This window comes from Brucella anthropi, assembly GCF_046630315.1.
Classification (GTDB): Bacteria; Pseudomonadota; Alphaproteobacteria; order Rhizobiales; family Rhizobiaceae; genus Brucella; species Brucella anthropi_A.
In genome coordinates this window covers 75,477-95,294 of sequence record NZ_LQBD01000038.1, presented here as the reverse complement: position 1 = coordinate 95,294, position 19,818 = coordinate 75,477, and the positions used below count along the sequence as shown (strand labels likewise).

Below are 19,818 nucleotides of genomic sequence, written 5' to 3'. Positions count from 1 at the left end.
CCCGTCTGGCAATCTCCGTGCTACGGATCAGGCGGAGAGGATCTGGTAGAAATTATCAAGCTTTCCCGGCGTCGAATGCGCCACCAGCATGACCAGATTTTCCTGATCGAACACGCGAAACCAGTCTTCCCACTCAACGACTTCCAGACCGCCAGCATCCAATGGCTGCTCGACATCGGCAACGAATTCCGGCGCGAAAACAATCCGCAGAACAGGGGCTGCGTCCGGGTCCGTAGACGTGCTGACAAATGCCGGGTTTCCATTGCGGGCGGCCACCCAGTCACGAATGGCTTCATGCGTATCGAGGGTAATGGTTTCGCTCATTTGAGGCTTTCCTTCCAGATACTCAATGCGAGCAACATCATTTGCCCTGACGTCGTGCAAGTCAAATCCTGTCAGGACTTGCGTGCAGTCTTCAGAATTTCGACGACCATTTCGGATGCCTTGTTGAGCGAACCGACCGGCAGGAACTCGTAGATCGAGTGGAAGTTGTGTGCGCCGCAGAACAGGTTGGGGCAGGGCAGGCCTTTTTCGGACAGCACCGCACCGTCATAGCCGCCACGCATCGGCAGCGGCGTTGGTGTGACGCCTATTGCCTTCATGGCCTGAAGCGCCAGAACGACCGGGTAGCGATTTTCGCCTTCCAGGCTTTCGGCAGCATTCCGGTAGACGGCCTTGTAGTCCACGTGAACCGTGCCGTCGCCGTGGAGCTGGTTGAAACTCGCGGCGAGGTTTTCGATAAAGGCACGGCGCGTTTCGTAACCATCCTTCGTGAAATCGCGGATATCGATAATCAGGCTTGTCTCGGCAACAGTGCCGTGGATGCCCTTGGCCCAGTAATAGCCTTCGGTGCCTTCCGTATATTCCGGGCGTTCACCGCCCGGCAGCATCGCGATGAACTGCTGGGCATAGAGAATGGCATTGCGCAGCTTGCCCTTGGCCGACATCGGGTGGGCTGGCTGTCCTTTGAAAGTGAGGCGAAACTCACCGGCGTTCCAGTTTTCGTACACGATCTCGCCGACCGCGCAGCAGTCGAGCGTATAGGCAAAGTCGGCGTTGAGGGAAGCAACGTCGAGCGCCTTGGCTCCCAGCAGCCCGATTTCCTCATCGGGAACGAAGACAACCTTGACCGTGCCGTGCTTGATTTCGGGATGGGTGGTCAGGACCTGCATGGCATGCATGATCTCGGCGATTGCGGACTTGTTGTCGGCGCCAAGCAGGCTGGTGCCGTCCGTGACGATGATCCGGTCCCCGACATAACGTTCCAGTTCCGGGAATTCGGCAAGCCGCATGACGGCGCCGGTCGTCTCGTTGAGCACGATATCGCCGCCCTTGTAATCGACGACGTGAGCGTTTGTATCGGTGGTGTATTCGCTGGACGTATCGAGATGGGCGACCCAGGCAATGGTTGGAAAGTTTTGACCGGCATTCGAGACATTGGCAGGCAATGTGCCGACGACGATTGAATGGTCTCGCTCTTCAACTTCCATGCCCATGGCGCGCATTTCGCTGGCGAGCAATCTGGCGAGGTCGGTCTGTCCGACGCTCGACGGGAGTTTGTCCGCATTGGGCACAGCGGTCGTGTTGATGCGGGTATAGGCTAGAAAGCGGTCTACGATATCCATGTCATTCTCTCGGCTAGAGCATTACCAGCAAAAAGCGTGAAGCGGTTTCGCGCCGGATAATGCGTAAAAACAAATAGATAGGGCGCCCTTGCAAACGCACTGCGCCCTAAAGAAGAAGCGGGCGTTTCCGCCCGCCAACCATAATTTCATCGCCGGTTGTCAAACTGGCGGGGGAGAGGCCTATTCCTCAATGTCGACATCTTCGAACAAATATCCGCCGAAGGGGTCGATGCGGAAGTCCTTGACCTTCTTGCTGACGGGCTGTTCGACGATCTGATGCGCGATCGTCAGCCAGGGAGCCTGCTCCTTGAAGACCACCTGCGCCTGCTCGTAGAGCCTGGTGCGCTCTGCCTGATCGGTCGTCAGCTTGGCCGCCTGAATGAGCTTCTCGAAATCCTCATTGCACCAGTTTGCACGGTTGGCGCTGCCAATGGCCTGACAGCTCAAAAGTGCGGCGAGGAAATTGTCGGGGTCGGCAATGCCACCGGTCCAGCCGAGCATCACGGCACCGTCGCGATCTTTCTCCAGCGAGCGTTTCAGATATTCGCCCCAGTCAAGGCTGACGATTTCCGCGGTGACGCCGACCTTGGCGAAGTCGGATTGAATGAGTTCGGCTGCGCGACGCGCATTGGGCATATAGGGCCGCTGCACGGGCATGGCCCATATCTTCATCTTCAGATCCTTGACGCCTGCCTCATCGAGCAGCTTGCGCGCTTGTTCGGGATCGTAAGGATCGTCCTTGACGTTCTTGTTGTAGCCCCAGACGCTTGGCGGCAGCGGGTTGACCGACGGGACAGCCGAGCCCAGATAGACCGCATCAATGATAGCCGACTTGTTGACCGCCATGTTCAGCGCCTTGCGGACACGCACGTCATCGAACGGCTTCTGCTGCGTGTTATAGGCGAGGAAGGACAGGTTCAGGCCTTCCTTGCTCAGCATTTCGACAGCCGGGTCTTTCTTCATTTCCGCAATATCGGCGGGATTGGGAGCGGCGATGACATGACACTCACCCGATTTCAGCTTCTGGTAGCGCACCGCCGCATCCGGTGTGATTGCAAAGATGAGATTGTCGATCTTCTGCTTGCCAGCCCAGTAATCGGGATTGGCCTGATAACGGATGGCGCTATCCTTCTGATAGGCGACAAACTGATAAGGTCCGGTTCCGACAGGCTGCTGGCTGAATTCTGCAATGCGGCCTTCCGCGACGAGCTTGTCGGCATATTCCTTCGACTGGATGACGGCAAAAGTCAGCGACAGCGTCGAGATAAAGGTCGCTTCGGGATGCGTCAGCACAAACTTGACGGTGTGATCGTCGATCTTTTCGATTTTCTCGATCAGCGAGGGAAAGGAATAGGCGCCGAACTGCGGCCATGTGCCCTGATTGTAGTAGGGATTGTCCTTGTTGCCCTGACGGTCGAAGGTGAAGATCACGTCGTCCGCGTTGAATTCACGCGTCGGGGTGAAAAAACTCGTGGTGTGGAACTTCACGCCCTTGCGCAGGTGAAACGTATATTCCTTGCCATCGGCGGACACGTCCCAGCTTTCGGCAAGGCCGGGTTTCAGCTCGGTCGAGCCGCGCTTGATCTTGATGAGCCCGTTGGACACATTGCGCGCCGACGCATCATAGACGGCGCCGGATGTCGTCTGCGCGGCATCGAACATTTCAGGAGATGCCTCGGAGCAATAGATCAATGTCTTGGCGAAGACCTGCCCTACTGCCGTGCTGTTGAGCGCAGCCGCGACCAGTGCGGCTGAAAATAGTTTTCCGTAAGTATTCATGAGGCTGCATTTCCTTATTGTCGACGCGACCGCCCCTCCGCGGTTTTCTGTTCAGCATCAGCTTGTCGAGATGATTCTAAACGACGGCGCGTTTCATAATGATCGCGTAACGCTGGATGAGGCAAGCCGAAAAGCCGTTCCACGGATTTGAGGCAGGCACATATGGCCGGACAATTCAGTCTGCCCTTGCTTTTGTGAAAGAGATTGCGGACGTTATTGCCTGGTCTCCATCAGGGAGAACAAATGGGAGGAAGAAATGCAGTATAGCAGGCAGCATTACAGACTGAAATCGCTTTCCCTTGCCGTCGTCATCGCCATTGCGGGGCATCTGCCTTTGGCCCATGCAGCATCGCCAGCCCCGGCAGAAGGCAAAAACGGCATGGTGGTCACGGCCCAGCATCTTGCCTCGCAGGTGGGTGTCGATGTGCTGAAAAACGGCGGCAATGCCGTCGATGCGGCTGTTGCTGTTGGTTATGCCCTGGCGGTCGTCTATCCGACAGCAGGCAATCTGGGCGGGGGCGGCTTCATGACGATCCGCTTCAAGGACGGCAAAAGCACCTTTCTGGATTTCCGCGAACGCGCGCCGCTCGCCGCGACCAAGACGATGTATCTGGATAAGGATGGCAAGCCGGTCGAAGGCGCCAGTACCGAAACCTATCTTGCCATCGGCGTGCCGGGAACGGTGGCGGGTCTTGAACAGGCGCGCGAAAAATACGGCAGCCGCAAGCGTGAGGAACTGATTGAGCCAGCGCTGAAACTGGCCAAGGAGGGTTTTACGCTGGAATTGGGTGACATTCTTTCCTTTGCCGATGGCAATGAACGGCTGGCGAAAGACCCTGCTGCCGCGAAAATCTTTCTGAAGGACGGAAAGCCGCTCAGCCTGGGCGAGAAACTTGTCCAGCCGGATTTAGCAAAATCGCTCTCGGCCATTTCGGAAAAAGGGGCATCGGCTTTCTATCAAGGCGATATCGCCGATCTGATCGTCAAATCGAGCAAGGAAAATGGCGGCATTCTCGCCAAAGCCGATTTCGAGCAATACAAGGTCCGTGAACTGGAGCCGGTCAAGTGCAGCTATCGCGGCTATGACATCGTCTCATCGCCGCCGCCTTCTTCCGGCGGATTGATTATCTGCGAAATCCTGAACGTGCTTGAGGGCTATCCGGTTTCCTATCTGGGCTATGGTTCTGCGGAAACCACACGTTTGATGGTGGAAGCAATGCGCCACGCCTATGTCGATCGCAACACGGCCTTGGGCGATCCTGATTTCGTCGAAAATCCAATCGAAAAGCTCACCAGCAAGGCCTATGCAGAAGAAATCCGGGGCCGTATCGATCCTTATCGCGCGGGCGTCAGCGAGGCGCTGAAACCGGCTGAATTCAAGGAATCCAACGAGACGACGCATTATTCCATCGTGGACAAGGACGGCAATGCGGTTGCCGTGACCTATACGCTGAACGGATCGTTCGGCACGGCGAAGGTGGCGGAAGGCACCGGCATTCTCCTCAACAACGAGATGGACGACTTCACCATCAAGCCGGGTGTGGCCAATCTCTACGGCCTCATACAGGGGGAAGCCAATGCCATCGAACCGCGCAAGTCGCCGCTTTCCTCGATGAGCCCGACCATCGTGTCGAAGGATGGCAAGCCGTTCATGGTCATCGGCAGTCCTGGCGGTTCGCGCATCATCACGATCACGCTTCAGGCGATCATGAATGTCATCGATCACGGTATGGACATTCAGGAGGCGATCGATGCTCCGCGCATCCATCACCAATGGTTGCCGGACCGGGTGTACACGGAAGCGAATGCGCTTTCGCCCGATACGATCAGGCTGCTGACGGGCATGGGCTATACGGTCGGAGAAGACAAGGACTGGCCGGTTTGGGGTGAGGCGGCAGGCATTCTTGTCGGTGGCAAGGACATGGCCGCCATCGAAAAGGGCGGCGACAACCGTTATTACGGTGCCATCGACAGCCGCGCCGTTGCGGGAGCGGCGATGGGTTATTAGAGCATTTCCAGCAAAAGTGTGAAACGCCTCCGCGGGGAAATCAGTCCACTGGACTGATTTCTGATCCCGCTTCGATGCGTAGGATAATGCGATAAAACAAATAGTTAGAGCATTTTTGAGCCAAAAGTGTGAAACGGTTTTGCGCAAGGGAAATCAGTCCGCCGGACTGATTTCCACACGCAGGCGGTTCCCGCTTTGGGCAGGCATGCCCATGCCTTGACTATTCAGCCTAACCGCAATTGTGCCTCGGAAGGCAATTCGCCTGTCGTCCAGCGAATGGCCGTCTCGGGAAATTCAAGGTCGAAATGGGCGCGCTTCAGAAGTGCATTCGTGATGACGGCGCTTCTCCAGGCCATCAGGCTCAGTTGGGGTTCGGCAATGCCGTGGCAAAGCCTGCCGGCATTGAGTACAAAGATACGGCGGTCGGCCGGGCCGTTCCAGTCGAGAGCAAAATCAGCGCCCACGCGCAATGACCTGCCTTCAACCTCCGACAACCGATCCTGAATTGGAGAGAGGCATTCGGGCAGGGAGAATTTGTAACCCGTGGCCAGGATCAGATGGTCGGCACCCAGCATCTCGATCGTGCCGTCGAAACCGTTGCGCATCACGATCGACAGGCTTGCGCCATCCTGCTTGAGGTCCAGGACTTCACGATATGGCAGCAAGGTGGCCCGCAGGGCATCGCCATCCAGATGGCGCTGTTCATAGAGGCGCCGATAGATAGCCCTGATGGTCGATGCGGAAATGCCGTCGCTTGCGAGCTTCTGGTGTTCGACGATCGCATGTCGCCGTGGTTCTGCAAGCCGGTGGAACTCTGCCACATATTGCGGGGTGAAGTGCTCGTCGGTGAAGGGTGAATCGTCAAGCGGCTGGAAGTTCGGCCGTCTGCTGATCCAGCTGATCTCATTATCCGAGCCCTGGCGTTCGAGCAGATGCTGGAATATCTCCGCACCGCTTTGTCCACCGCCGATAACCACAATCCGCTTGCCCTGCAACTTATCCAGTTTCTGCACGGCTTCGCTTGAATGGAAGGCGCGATCACCCATCACGGGTTTGGCCCATTCCGGTATATGGGGCTTCAATCCCACGCCCAGAGACAGATTGCGGGCCATGCGAACCTCATTATCGAAGGCAAGCTCGAAATGATTGCCGTCAAACGTGACCGCCCGGATGTTCCTGCCGAAATTCAGGCTCGGGATGTTCCCCGCGGCCCATGACAGATACCGGGCGAATTCCTTGCGGGGGATGGCGTCGTAATCGGCATTGAGAAACTCATAAAACCGTTTGTGAGCGACCAGATAGGCTGCAAATGTCCATGGGCTCGTCGGGTTCGTGGCCGTGACCAGGTCTTTCATGAAGGAGGTCTGGAGTTCGGCGCCGGGCAGCATCATGCCCGGGTGCCAGTCGAAAAAGGGTTTGCTGTCAAAAAACTGGACGTCAATGCCGTCGATTGAATCCAGCTGTGCCGCCAGGCTGAGATTGAATGGGCCGACGCCAATTCCGCACAGATCGAGAATGGAATGTGTCATACTGAAACTCCTTCATGGATATTGGTTTGCGCCTTCCGGGAGGAGAGAGACGCCATTTCTGCCAGGTGGAGAGGATTGTTCAGTTCGGTGCCAAGAGCGGGAACAGGCCGCTCATTGGTGTCGCCATAACCAATCGCAAGGCGAACGCGATTGATGGCGATGCGCGGTACTTGCGGAAGGAACAGGTCGAAGAGCCTGTATCGTTCGGCCAGTTCCGGGTGGCCTTGCTGATAAAGCCTCAGCCGGGCCGCAAGGCGCGTGTAGAACGATAATTCGGGATAACCATCGTGCGCGACCAGCGTTTCGGAAAGAAAGCGCAGCACGCTTGCACAATGCCCGGTCTGGAAATGTTGTTGCAGATGGGCCGCCGGTCGACGCTTCAATGTCGCCTTTACCTCTGCGGACAATGTCGCCAGTTCCGGAAACTCCTGGTCGATCAGATCGGTGTCGCCCTGGAAATCCTTGATCGCCACACCGGCGGGAATATCACCGTCCAGAAGAAGCGTGACATTCTGGCCATGCGCGATAAACCCCACGCCATAGCAGCACAGGAAATGGTAGAGCGGGACCGCAACCGCATCGAAGAGACGGTCGAGCCATTGGTCATGGGACAGGCCGGAGCGTTCGATCAGGGCGCTTATGACAGGGCGCCCGGCATTGTCGGACTGCGCCAATGCGCCCATCATCATGGGGCGACAGCCTTGCGGCAAATGCTTTTCCGGGCTCTCCCGCCAGATGGTCCCCAACATCTCGCAGAACTGATAGGGGGCGTCCGTCAGGGCTGCGAAGTGCGGATGGGGGTAAAACGCACCGGCAACCTCCTGCAATATCCGGACATGTTCCAGCACCGGATCGCTTTTGGCTGTCTCGGCAAGCCAATGAGACAGCGTCGGCCCGATCCGCATGTATTTGCCGGGAACCCCGCGCCAGGCCGACGTATTCAGGATAGTAAGCGGCAGCTTGACATGAAGCGCCTCTCCCCGGACCTGGTTGGCGAGTGTCCGCAGGGACTGCTGTGCAATATAGGCATCGCCGAAGCAGCCAAGCGGCACCAGTCGCCCGGATGCAATCTCGCTGGCATATTGGCTGACAATCATCGATTGCCATTGCCAGGGATGGACGGGCAGGAGCATATGCGTATCGAGGCTGATGCCTGCATCCCCCATTGCCGCGAGCAGGTTGTGCCGCTCTTCCGTGCCGAGGCTCCCGGCGAGCAGTTCATGCTCCGCAAGACCGTCTGCAAATGAGAGCTGGCAATGGCTGCGCGCGGCAGCCAGCCAGAAAAGCTGGATCGGCGCGGAGAATTCCGGCGCATTGGCTTCGATATCCTGCAACCCCCAGCCCAGCCGTCCCTTGTTTGCCGGGGCCTTCGGATGTCCGTCGAGGAGCGTCTGCAATTTTGTGTCGGGCAGGCTTGCCAGCTCATCCGCATGGAAGGCGGAGCGGCGTGTCACGATACGGGCATCCGCCAACAGCGTATTATAGAGTTCCTTTGCGTAAGTGCAGAAAGTGGCGGGCGAAATGCCCAGAACCTCACGCGCATCGGCCAGGAAGCCGACCGCATCGTTTGCCACGGCTTGCCCGTCCGGTGTCACCCGGACAAGGCTTGTCGGATCGATATGCAACTGCCCCCAGATGCGGCGGCGCGCTTCAAAACGGTAGGAGACAGCGTCGCCAAGCGTCAGCGTCCATGCTGTTTCCGCCGCGTCCAAGGCTACGGGCGCGAAGCCTTCCTCATAGGATAATTCCGAGATGGCCTTGGCAATGGCCGTCCGGTTCACCGCGCCCCATGTCTCGGCGTCAACCGCCCGGCGGCCCGGAAGCGGACCAAGGAGAGGCCGGCGGCTCATAGCGGCACCTCCTTGAAGAAGCGGTCCCGCTCGCAGCACATCAGCGCCGCGCGCTTATGCGGAAAATCGAATTCCTTCACCTTGTAGAAAGCCATGTCTCCGCAATAGCTGAGCATCTTTTGATGGGATGCCCGTGGTTCGCCAACGATGCGCCGCGTTCGGGGTTCATCAAGGAAAAGATAGTGGTTGACCGAGCGGAAAAGCGCGAGTGTCTTCGGGCGGCCGAGATGGCGCGGATTGCCGATCAGGCCGTGCCAGCCGCGGTCGAAATCCTCGTTCTCATAATACGGACCGAGACGGTCCTCGCGCGCCCAGTAGAATTCGAAATAGCCGGTCGGCTCGTTGTCGAAGCTCGCAATGACGCCAAAGATATGCGGGTCACGCTCCTGGTCCAGAAGATAGGCGTCAAGCGCCTCGGGGCTTTGCGCAAGCTCCCAGAAATAGGAGACACGTCCCTGATTCATCCAGCCATGGAACAGGTCCAGATCCGTTCGCCGATCGATGGGGCGCAAGGAAACGGTCTTGTTCAGCTCCGGTATCCAGCGTTCGTAAAACACGCCGGACGGTCGCGGGGGGCGAAGCAATGGCAGCCGGTCATCGGGACCGAGTGCCGACCGGATGGCCGGATAAGGCATATGGGCGGCCTGCTTGCGCCACAACAGTGGCAACTGACGTAAAACAATGCGCTCGACTATGGCCAATCCTTCGATTTCCCGTAAAGCCAGGGCGCTGACAGGCGCGAGCAGGCTGGCGGATGGCAATGCCAGGGTAGGGGCGTCGTGAAAACGCAGAAAAACAGCATCAAGCAGGGCGGCAAGCAGCATGGTCGCATCGCCATGCAATGGATCGAGCCTGACATTTTCGAGCGTAATTGTCTGCCGGGCGAGATTGAGCTGTGCTTCGGCGCGAAACGCACCGGCTTCTCCGAACAGGGTTATGCGTCCGCTCTTGTCCAGCCTTGCCGCAAGCCGCTCGGCATTTGTCGCGCAATAATGCCAGGACAATTCACCGTCTATTCCCGCGGATGGCGAAAGGCGTTCGCTGATGTTGCTCTTTGTTTGAACATTCATGGATTCACCGTGTCGAAAGGGGATTGGAAAACCGGATGTAAGAGGCAAGGGGGTCGGTCACGTCTGTGTTTTCATTGACGTTTCCAGCGGAGATCATGAAATTCCCCTTGGCGGCCAGTGTGGGGCTGTGCAGGAGATATTCCAGCGTGGTCCTGTCCCGGAGAGGCTCCTTGCCAAGCTGTTCCAGAAAGTGCTGGAGGCTTGCAAAAAGTTCGCTTTCATCCACGAAACGGGCAGAACCCAGCGCGGCAATCAGTGCGAAAACACCGTTGATGAATAGATAGTACCCAGCCAGCCGGGCGGCGTCGTCACTGTCGAAAACATGGTCGGTCGCAGCCCCTGCCTCGGGCAGATATTCGCGCAGAAACGGCAAGAACGAGCGGACGTAACCCGTCCCCTGGCAATCGCGGAAATAGAGCGCATTCGGCCAGCCGTCCTGAAGGCCGAGAACGATATTTTGCTGATGCGCACCGAAAATCAGGCCGTAATCACCCTGGGCGATCATGAAAGGCGCGATGACGATTTCCAGAAAGCGTTCGAACCAGCGTTTCGCCACATCGCTCTCCGGGGCGCCTTCGGACGCCGCGATCCGGCGTATGAGGTCTGCGACATGGCTGCCGCTCCCATCCGGATGGCGTTCGCAAAGGGCGGCAAGAACGGCGGCATGCGGTTGCTGCGCGCCACGAAACGGGTTTTCCCGGAAAACTGCAATCGTTTCACTGTCGATGGAACCATCCGGCAAACGCAGGGATATCCAGCCCGGTTCGCCCATGATGTGAAAATCTGGAAAACGATTCTTCAGCGCCTTGCCGATCGTTCCCGTTATCAATCGATGGACATTCATGCCGCGCAGGCATTCTCTCGGTTCCACGATGCGGCGCGAATTGGTCAGCCGGAGGCTGAGCGAAAATTTGAGCATCCAGTCGCTGTCGGGAGAATATATGGCGCGCAGCGAGCTGGTCGCGCGCCAGCAAGGATGGCCGCTGCCAAGATCGGTGATCTTGCCCTGACGTTCCAGTTGCTGGATGTCGGGGCGCAGCGACAGGCGGGCCGCCTGCCATGGATGCAGCGGAATGAGCGGTCGTCCGGCTGCTTTTTCGATCAGCCGGGAATCCGATGCCGCAATGGATGCAATGGCATCGGCCATGGTGAAGCCCTCGACCGTTCCCTGCGCCACGAGTTCCGGTTCGACAGCCCACCACCGCAAGGCAAAGACATTGCCATATTCCGGGCCGAAGCGGCGGTTGTCCTCATCGGTGAATTCGTCCCGGCTGCGCGGAAACGGGTGTACCGCATGGCCGAAGCGCAACGCTGTTTCAGCCGTTATGAAATCGGGACCCGGTTCAGAAAAAGGGCGTTCATCGGCTCTTTCGCGGACAAGGGTTGCGATCGATCGCATACTGTCCAGCACCCTGTGCTGGAACAGCAGTCTTGCATCCGGCGAAACGCTGCCGCCGATCCCGTCCTCCTTGAGAAGCAGGAGCGCCAGTTCCGGCAAGCTTATGGGTTCCAGCCGGTCCCCATCGGTTTTCCACATCGGCGCGCCAAAGCTGTGATATCCGGCCAGCGACCAGAAAATAACGGGCACCCTGACCTCGGCATCCGACGCTGCAAGCTTCAAAAGCAGGATCTTTTTGGCTTTACCGTCTGTCGATGGCGGTTTGTCTTCAATTATTTCCCAGTTTTTCCATTCTCTTATTAATGAATTTAGAAATATATTCTCTGATGCGCCCGTATTTTCTATAGAAAATACTTTATTCATTTCAGTTTCTCCGAAATAAATTCTGATTTTTATTTACTTTGTATTTTTATATTGCTAACGATGTCGAAATTTTTGCATGTGGTGATTTCCATGAATATCGACATGACTGCGCATAAGATTGCTTCCCGTCTTTCTGTTACTGTTTCGACCATTGGCTTCAATCAGACGGCGTTCATCGCGCTTGTTCCTTTGATTGCGACCGCAACGGGCCTTCAAACGGGAGAGATCGGTTTCGCGGCAGGACTTGGCGCGATTGCCTTCGTTGTCAGTGCGCCTTTGTGCGGAATGCTCGGTGCCCGGATGGGCGCACAGCGCGCCCTGTCCTGGCTGGGGCTCGTACTTGTGCTGGCGCAGCTCATCTTTCTGGCGTTGATGATCGCCGGTCCGTTGCCCTATGTGCTGGCGCTCGGCCTGCTCGTCATATCGCGTGTCGTCTATGGGGCGGCTTCTGCGGGAATCATGCCCATTGCGCAGGCCTGGATATCCGGATTGCTGCCGCAGAAGGAGCGTACCGTTGCCTTGGCACGGCTCAGCGCCGGTCTTGGCATTGGCCGGATTCTCGGTTCGGCTGCGGCAGTGACCGCCAGCGTCATGCCTCTGCTGCCGGTCATCCTGCTCGTTGCAAGCCCGCTCAGCCTGCTGCTGGTGCCGGCTGCGAAGAAGGTGGGCGGCAAAGCCGGCCAACGCACCAGTGGAAGGACCTGTCTTTCTCCATTCGACAGGCGCCTGTTGCCGTTCCTTGGGCTTGGATTTCTTGTCACCATGTGCTTCGGACAAGTCCAGATGGTTCTCGGGCCGTTGCTGCAACTGCGTCTCGCCGTCGGCCCAGCCGGGGCGACCGCTGCGGCGGGGATCACGCTGATCGTCGTGGCGCTCGCGATGATCGCGACGCAAATACTGGTCATTCCCCGGTTGCGGCTTGACAACGGAAGCTGCGTTATTCTCGGCACGGTTCTTCTGGCCGCTGGTGTGCTGTTCGTGGCGGCAGTCCCCCTCGCATATGCAAGCCTGGGCGGGCTGGTGATGGGTGGCGCAGGAATGGCGATAGCTACGCCCAATTATCTTGGATGGCTCACCGGCCAGATGGAGCAGGCAGAACAGGGGGGGGCGGCTGGCTGGCTTGCCAGCGCCCATGTGCTCGGCCAGGGAGCGGGCGCAATCTCCGGCGGCTATTTTTTCACCATCTCCGCGCAAGCGCCGCTTGTTGCCAGCGCGCTCCTTGCCGCCATGGCCGCGCTTCTGGCCTTCTCGATGAAGATGCGCACTCTGTGAAGAAGAGGCATGTCGGGTCATGACCGCTCCCCGGAAGCGGCGTCAATGCCTGTCGTCGGCAATGTTTTGAGCATGCTGATCGTGGCAAGTACGGCCAGTCCCGAAAGGACCGTGGCGAGAGCGAAGAGAAAGCCGTATCCCAGGCGATCTGCGAGAATGCCGGAAGCCATCGAGCCGGCCAGATAGACAAGAATCTGCGCGCAGGCGAGGATCGTAAAATCGGTTCCGGGCTGATCGGGCGATGTGACGCTCATGAAAAGGCTGTAGAGCGCAACGATCTCCATGTAGCGGATGATCGTCTGAAACGCCGACGCCCCGTAAAGTGGCCAGATTCCGCCCAGTGCGCCGAAGGCATGCAGGGTGAACAGCAGGAAGCAGATCGTTCTCAGTCCGCCGAGAAGTCCAAGCACAGAAGCAACACCGTTGCGGCGGAGAAGAACGGCGGCGATGGCGGAGCCGGCAATGCCTGCGGTTGCGGCGGCGGCCCCCGACAGATAGCCGATCACGTCGAGCGGAACGCCGGCATCGACCAGATAAGGCCCCTCCATCGCCTTCATCAGCCCTTCGCTTGCACGGTAAATGAGCGCAATCCACAGAACCTGCCGCGCTTCGGCGCGACGCAGGAAATGCATGATCGAGGGGCGCGAAAGAACGCGCCCGTCCGGCGCGGGGGCCGGATCGGTTTCCCGCATCGAAAAGGCGGCGATCAGGGGAATGAACGAAAGAAATGCGACCGTGCCAAGCATGACCGTCCAGCCCGCATGGTGATAAAGCACCAGCCCCAGCGTTCCGCCGATCAGCACGCCGAAGGCGACCGCACCTCCCTGGATGGCATTGCCAAGAGGTCTGTCGGCCTCATCGAGATATTTCGCGGCATAGCCATCGGTCGCGATGTCCTGTGTGGCGAGCAAAAGCGAGGCGATGAAGCCGACAATGAAAATTCCGGTAACATTATCCGGTCCGAGCGGGATGAGGCACACAATGGCCGCGATGATCCCGCTTTGCGTGAGAATGACCCAGCCCGCCCGGTGAGAGCGTGCCCATGGCCGGAAGCGGTCGACCAGCGGCGCCCATGCAAATTTGAGGACCAGGGGCAGAAGCAGGATGGAAAACATGCCGATGGCGGTGCGCGACACATCCTGCTCTCGCAGGATGGGCGGCAGGGCGGCGGCGAACAGGTAGGTCGGGATGCCTTGTGCCAGATAAAGACCGGCAAGAACACAGAACAGCCGTGTTCGTGATGAGGGGCGGGCGATGGAAGAGGAGGCCGCTGTCATCCCGGATACCCCTTTTGGGACTGGCGGCCTGCGGGGCAGGCCGTGGTGCTGAAAAGCATCTTCATCGCCCGGCCTTGTTCTAGAATGTTACTTTATAGGAGAGGAAAAGGCTGCGTCCCAATCCCGCGACGGGTGCGTTGCGCGTGGCTGTTGCGGTGGGATTGACGTAATAGGTGTCGAAGACATTGCGGATCGCGAGACTTGCTTCGCTGCCGTTCTCGAAAGTTTTCGAGAAGGCCAGGTTGACCAGCGTGGCGCCGTCTATCTCCCGGTCTTTGATGCGGTCGCGACCGGAGAAATATTCCACTTCGCCCCGGACCTTGTAACCACCATCGAAGGACACCGTTGTATAGGCGAGGCTCTTCCATGTGGTCGGTATGCGATTGTTGGGGAGGTATTCGTCCGAACCGATGCTGCCGTCGCGATCGGCATCGTATCGGCCCTCCTGATAGGCAAGCAGGCCGCCGATGGTGAACATCGCGTTGATGTCGTAGTCGGCGCGGGCCTCTACGCCCCAGATGCGCTCCTTCTGCTGACTTACGCGGTTTGCCGCGACGTCGTAGTTCACGCCGTTCCTGGAGGTGGACAAATAACTGCTCACGGTGCCGCGAAGGTCGCCCCAATCGCCGCGCAGACCCACTTCATACGTATTGACCAGTTGGGGTTTTGGCGCGATGTCGGCATAGCTGATCTTGAAATCGGGCGTGCCACGGCAGCCAAAGCTTGCGGCGAGCGATCCATAGGCGTCGCAGATTTCCGCACGTGAATTGAGGCCGGCGCGGCGGGTGAATGCGCCAATATCGGTCAGGCTGTAGCCTTGCGAGAAATTGCCGAATGCCTGCACTTCCTGCGTAACGTCGTAGACCGCTCCGGCGTTGAAGGTCCATGCATTATAGTCGAACGAACCGCCGATGACGCTGATGGCGGGATAGACATTCGCCAAAGATCTGGCAGGCCAGGCAACGGCCGCCGGACGGGTGAAATCGTTTACGTTCAGGTAAAACTGGTCGAAACGCGCGCCGCCCTGCAAGCGGAACCGCTCCGTGACGGGAACTTCGGCCTGCGCAAAAGCCGCAACGGAATTCTGCGTCATCGGGGCGATTGCATTTTCATCGTTCAGGAGGGTCTGCGCCACCTTGTCATGGGTGTAGTCCACGCCCCAGGTCAGCTTGCTGCCATTGGTGATGAAGTCCATCGGCGTCGTGACGGTCATGTTCACGCCCGAGCGGTCGAAATCATATTTCGACTGGTTGAACCACGCGGTCGGCTGACGGGGATCGCCCGAATAATAGACCTGGCTATTCACGGATGAAAGTTCGGTGAACGGCGACTGCTTGAAGATCTTGTTATAGAAGGCCTTCACTTCGAGATTGCCGAGCACGAAATCCTGATCGGTATATTTTGCCATCAGATATTTGGAATCCTCACGCAGCGGTTCGCCCGTATAGGGTGAACCGAAGCGTGGCGAGACCGGGTTCGTCGTGTAGTCGGTGAACCATTCCGGCTTCTGCTTGGCATAGGTCCAGTCGAAACTGGCTTCAAACCGGCGCGGCCCGCTTTCATAGCCGACAACGCCGAAGAAATTGCCATCGACCATCCGGTCGCCGCCGCCTTGTCCCAGCATGCCGTCGGATGGCATTTCATTGCCATGTCCGTCATAGGTCCGGCGCGTCCAGTCGCCCGTTCCGGAGAAGAAATAATCGAATTTTTCCTTGCGGCCTTCGATGGAGACGCTGGCTTCCGGCGCTGTCGATTTGCCGAGGTTTTCCGTATAGCCGGTAAGGCCGGTGCGTACCGTGACGGTGGGCTTGTCGCTGGTGCCGCGCTTGGTGATGAAATTGATCGTTCCGCCGGTCGCGCCCGCGCCATAGAGGCTGGAAGCCCCGTTGACAACCTCTATGCGCTCGATCGAATTGAGATCGATCATCGACAGGATGCGTGACAGATCGCGCAGCGGCGTATTGCGGGGGACGCCGTCAACCATGATCAGAACGCCGCGGCCCCGAAATGTTTCCGATGCACCCGATATCGTCTGGTTGCTTGGTGCAAAACCGGGAACCAGGCGCGAAATCAGATCGCTGGCATTCGGCGAGATTCGCATCGCTGCTTCGATCTGTTCCTGATCGATGACCTGTACGGATTGCGCGACCGCAGCAATCGAACTCTCATTGCGGCCGGCGGTGATGATGATCTGATCCAGCCGGGTGACGCCTGCTTCACCGTCTGTGGGCGCCTGTGCATATGCTGCCGTTGTCAATCCGCAACCTGAGAGCAGCAGAATTATGAATTGCCTGTTCATCTTTTTCCCCGAGTAAGAATAGTCAATGGAATCAGCTTGATAGCCTGCCAGCCATGCCGGTTTTCCATCAGTTCGTCGAAATTGCCCCTGGACACGAAAGACAGGATGCCCGGCTGTGAGGATGGCCCATGGATATCTCCGTTTGTCGTTCGCGCGTCCTTTGGCGGAGACAGGACTGGCCGTCCCCGCAAAAGTGGTTTAAACTGGATCATTATTATCAACTTTAGAGGATGGCTTGTGCGCCCGGCTTGGTTTTCTGCGAAAATTGATAGGACTAGGGCGAACCGGCCCGAGGTCATTTATCCGTGTTGCAAGGATGCATCATGATTCCGTCCAGGCAGATTGAAACGATCGTTCCACAGCACTTCGACATTGCTGAAATAGGAGAAGAGAAGGGCCGCAAGCTCTGCGCTTCGATGCTCGCGCCCATGGTGGGGGATGTCTCGCTGGTCAAGGACGGGGCTGCGGGCGGCGCTGTCCGGGGGGCTTGCTGCTTTGTCGGCTCCCTTCGAATCATGACCTGTTATTTTCCGGGCTGCGCCATTGGAATCCGCGGCAATGGGGATGGCTTGCCCGACCAGCTGCTCATGGTGCGAAGCATGGAGGGGCCGCTTCGCGTCCATCAATCCGGCCAGACCTTGAACCTGAAACCGGGAGACGTGACTTTTCTGTCATCGGACAGACCATTCGATTGGTGGCTTCCCGACGGTGGACGCATCGATTGCGGCAGTTTGCCTGCGAATTATTTTCCGGTTTCGAAACAGAAAGTGGGAAGTTTCCTGATGCGCCCAATTCCGCAGGCGCATCCTCCGTTGAAGCTGCTCATCACGCACTGCGCCTATCTGCTCATGCGGGCGCACGCGCCGGGCGAAGCCGAAATGATCGTCGCGCATTTCCGGCAGGTTCTGCCGATGGTCCTGGAGTTTCTTCAGGATGGCAATCGTAATGTCCGCACAGGGACGAGCCTGGGGCAGATCAAGGCTTTCATGGAAACGCGCCTGTCCGATGCGGCCCTCGACCTGGGCTCCGTTGCTGCAAAGTTTGGCGTTACCCCCAGGCAGGTGCAAAAGCTCTTTCAGGCAGAAGAGACGACATTTTCCCGTTATGTGCTTGAGCGCCGCCTGGATATGGCGCGGTTGCGCATTTTACACCAGAACAATCGCTCCATCAGTTCAATTGCCTACGAGGTTGGTTTTGGCGATCTGTCTTATTTCAATCGTGTGTTTCGACGATGTTTCGGCATGACGCCCTCGGCAATGCGAGGCCGGTCGGATATGGCACCCCGTCATCGGAACAATTGGGCGGCTTCGTGAGTCTGCTCGGTTTCGGCAAGTCCATGTCCTGATCCTGCTTCGATCAGATAGGATACACGGTCCAAAACAAACAGTTGGAGCGTCGATCTGGTTCAATCAGGTCGAAATGCGCCCTACGCTCCCCACAGCATGACTTGTCCAGAACAGAGCCGGGTTCTATTCCATCGAAATCTTGCGGTTTATCGAAATGATCTCAGGCTATTTTTCCTGCCATACATAATGGCCGCCTCCAATATCCACGCTTTCCAGATGTGGCGCCACATAATCAAGCGCCTTGACCGGGCTTGGAAGTTCACCCTCACTGGCGACAAACAATCGCCGCTCGCGATCTGGATCGGCAATCGGAACCGCCGACATCAGGCGGCGTGTGTAGTCATGTGCGGGATGTTCGAAGACCTGCGCGCGCGTCCCCGTCTCGACAAAGCGTCCAGCATACATAACCGCGACGCGATGGCTGATCTGCTCCACGACGGCCATGTCGTGACTGATGAACAGATAGGACATGCCGGTTTCGTTCTGGATGTCCTGCAGAAGATCCAGCACCTGCGCCTGGATCGAAACGTCGAGAGCCGCCACGCTTTCATCCGCAACGATCAGCTTAGGAGAAAGCGATAGAGCGCGCGCAATGCAGATGCGCTGCCGCTGGCCGCCGGAGAATTCGTGCGGGTAGCGTTTCATCTGGTCGGCAGAAAGGCCGACGCGGCGGAAGAGATATTCGACACGGTCCTTCAATTCGCTGCCCGATGCCAGGCCGTGGATCACAAGCGGCTCTGCCACAAGGTCGCCAACCCGCATACGCGGGTCAAGGGAAGCATAAGGGTCCTGAAAGATCATCTGAATATCACGAAGAACAGGCCGCATCGCCGTTCGGCTCAGGCCCTTTGTGCTCCGTCCGTCAATGCGGATATCGCCGCTCCACGGAACCAGATTGAGCAGGGCCTTGCCGGTCGTGGACTTGCCGCAGCCGGATTCCCCCACCAGCGACAGCGTTTCCCCGCGATGAACGGTGAAGGATACGCCTTCCACGGCATGAACGCGCCGGACGGGGCGCTGCAATATGCCGCCCTTTATGTCGAACCGGACGACGAGATTCTCCACTTCGAGAACGGGGCGGCCCGGTTCAGACATCTGCTTGGGCATCTGCTCGGGCTTTGGCTCGGCGGGGGCACGTTTGGGGCGATCCGTGCCGGTCATTTCGCCGAGCCGCGGGACGGCATCCAGCAATCGCTGCGTATATTCATCCCGCGGGTGATGGAACACCTCCCGCAGCGGACCCTGCTCGACCTGCCGCCCCTTGTTCATCACGAGGACATGGTCCGCCATTTCGGCGACGACGCCCATATCATGCGTGATGAGAATGACCGAGATGCCGTTCTCGGCCTGCAACTTGCGAATGAGCGCGAGTATCTGTGACTGTACCGTCACGTCCAGTGCGGTTGTGGGTTCATCGGCGATGAGGATTTCGGGCTTCTGGGCAAGCGCCATGGCGATCATGACGCGCTGGCGCATGCCGCCGGAGAGTTCGTAGGGGTATTGCAGCAGACGGCGGCCGGAATCGGAAATCTGCACCTGATCGAGCAATTCCTTGCAGCGCTGCTTCAGCGCGGTGCCGGACAGGCTGCCATTCGGCCCCGCTTCATTGGCGACGGCTTCCGCCAGTTGTCGCCCAACGGTCAGAACCGGGTTCAGCGAGGTCATGGGCTCCTGAAAGATCATCCCGATGTGACGCCCGCGCACGCCGCGCATCTGGTTTTCATTGAACTTGAGGATATCGCGACCGTTCATCACGGCGGAGCCGCCGGTCACGCGCGCCAATGTCTTCGGCAAAAGCTGCATGAGGGAAAGCACCGTCATGGATTTGCCGGAACCGCTTTCGCCGGCAATGCACAAGGTCTCCCCGGATTGCAGATCGAAGGAAAGCCGGTCGACCACGGTGCGCGCACCGTCGGGTGTCGCAACCTGCGTCACCAGATCTCTTACCTGCAAAAGCGGAGAAGGCGTGTTCATGTCTGTGCTCGCTGAGTGATGGAAGAG

At 58.2% G+C, this 19,818-nt stretch carries 13 protein-coding genes; 3 read left to right on the top strand and 10 right to left on the bottom strand.

Annotated features, from left to right (window positions below):
* Positions 1 to 27: 27 nt before the first annotated feature.
* The 3 genes from AVM02_RS18175 to AVM02_RS18165 all read right to left on the bottom strand — a co-directional run bounded on the left by AVM02_RS18175 (position 28) and on the right by AVM02_RS18165 (position 3,404).
* Positions 28 to 324 carry a hypothetical protein gene (locus AVM02_RS18175; RefSeq protein ID WP_411508309.1) on the bottom strand — a complete coding sequence of 99 codons (297 nt, stop codon included), beginning with the start codon at positions 322 to 324 and terminating at the stop codon, positions 28 to 30.
* Positions 325 to 395: 71 nt separating this feature from the next.
* On the bottom strand, positions 396 to 1,625 hold the full coding sequence (pepT, locus tag AVM02_RS18170) for a peptidase T (RefSeq protein ID WP_411508308.1): 1,230 nt from the start codon (positions 1,623 to 1,625) through the stop codon (positions 396 to 398).
* A gap of 180 nt (positions 1,626 to 1,805) precedes the next feature.
* Entirely contained in the window at positions 1,806 to 3,404 is a 1,599-nt protein-coding gene (locus AVM02_RS18165) for an ABC transporter substrate-binding protein (protein ID WP_411508307.1), read from the bottom strand.
* Between the two features lie 256 nt (positions 3,405 to 3,660).
* Between AVM02_RS18165 and ggt the strand changes: the two genes are divergently transcribed.
* Positions 3,661 to 5,412 (top strand): gamma-glutamyltransferase, encoded by a 1,752-nt coding sequence (gene ggt, locus AVM02_RS18160; RefSeq protein WP_411508306.1) that lies wholly within the window; start codon positions 3,661 to 3,663, stop codon positions 5,410 to 5,412.
* A gap of 224 nt (positions 5,413 to 5,636) precedes the next feature.
* Here ggt and AVM02_RS18155 read toward each other — a convergent pair whose 3' ends face one another.
* From AVM02_RS18155 to AVM02_RS18140, 4 genes are read right to left on the bottom strand one after another with little or no spacing between them, the layout of a single operon-like run.
* Positions 5,637 to 6,941: a lysine N(6)-hydroxylase/L-ornithine N(5)-oxygenase family protein gene (locus AVM02_RS18155; RefSeq protein WP_411508305.1), complete on the bottom strand. Its 1,305-nt coding sequence runs from the start codon at positions 6,939 to 6,941 to the stop codon at positions 5,637 to 5,639.
* Complete coding sequence (locus AVM02_RS18150; protein ID WP_411508304.1) at positions 6,938 to 8,791, bottom strand: IucA/IucC family protein; 1,854 nt, start codon at positions 8,789 to 8,791, stop codon at positions 6,938 to 6,940. The genes AVM02_RS18155 and AVM02_RS18150 overlap by 4 nt, the downstream gene beginning before the upstream one ends.
* Positions 8,788 to 9,861, bottom strand: coding sequence for a GNAT family N-acetyltransferase (locus tag AVM02_RS18145; protein WP_411508303.1), 1,074 nt, complete (start codon positions 9,859 to 9,861; stop codon positions 8,788 to 8,790). Before AVM02_RS18145 ends, AVM02_RS18150 begins: the two co-directional genes overlap by 4 nt.
* A gap of 4 nt (positions 9,862 to 9,865) precedes the next feature.
* Positions 9,866 to 11,482: an IucA/IucC family protein gene (locus tag AVM02_RS18140; RefSeq protein WP_411508302.1), complete on the bottom strand. Its 1,617-nt coding sequence runs from the start codon at positions 11,480 to 11,482 to the stop codon at positions 9,866 to 9,868.
* A gap of 243 nt (positions 11,483 to 11,725) precedes the next feature.
* Here AVM02_RS18140 and AVM02_RS18135 point away from each other — a divergent pair, with 243 nt between their 5' ends.
* Positions 11,726 to 12,895 (top strand): MFS transporter, encoded by a 1,170-nt coding sequence (locus AVM02_RS18135; protein WP_411508301.1) that lies wholly within the window; start codon positions 11,726 to 11,728, stop codon positions 12,893 to 12,895.
* A 17-nt stretch (positions 12,896 to 12,912) separates the two neighbouring features.
* Here AVM02_RS18135 and AVM02_RS18130 read toward each other — a convergent pair whose 3' ends face one another.
* Both AVM02_RS18130 and AVM02_RS18125 read right to left on the bottom strand, forming a co-directional pair.
* Positions 12,913 to 14,172: an MFS transporter gene (locus tag AVM02_RS18130; protein WP_411508300.1), complete on the bottom strand. Its 1,260-nt coding sequence runs from the start codon at positions 14,170 to 14,172 to the stop codon at positions 12,913 to 12,915.
* 79 nt (positions 14,173 to 14,251) lie between these two features.
* Positions 14,252 to 16,429, bottom strand: coding sequence for a TonB-dependent receptor (locus AVM02_RS18125; RefSeq protein ID WP_411508299.1), 2,178 nt, complete (start codon positions 16,427 to 16,429; stop codon positions 14,252 to 14,254).
* Positions 16,430 to 16,794: 365 nt separating this feature from the next.
* Here AVM02_RS18125 and AVM02_RS18120 point away from each other — a divergent pair, with 365 nt between their 5' ends.
* On the top strand, positions 16,795 to 17,784 hold the full coding sequence (locus AVM02_RS18120) for a helix-turn-helix transcriptional regulator (protein WP_411508298.1): 990 nt from the start codon (positions 16,795 to 16,797) through the stop codon (positions 17,782 to 17,784).
* Between the two features lie 198 nt (positions 17,785 to 17,982).
* On the opposite strand, the gene AVM02_RS18115 is transcribed toward AVM02_RS18120, so the two are convergent.
* On the bottom strand, positions 17,983 to 19,791 hold the full coding sequence (locus AVM02_RS18115; protein WP_411508297.1) for an ABC transporter ATP-binding protein: 1,809 nt from the start codon (positions 19,789 to 19,791) through the stop codon (positions 17,983 to 17,985).
* Positions 19,792 to 19,818: the final 27 nt, after the last annotated feature.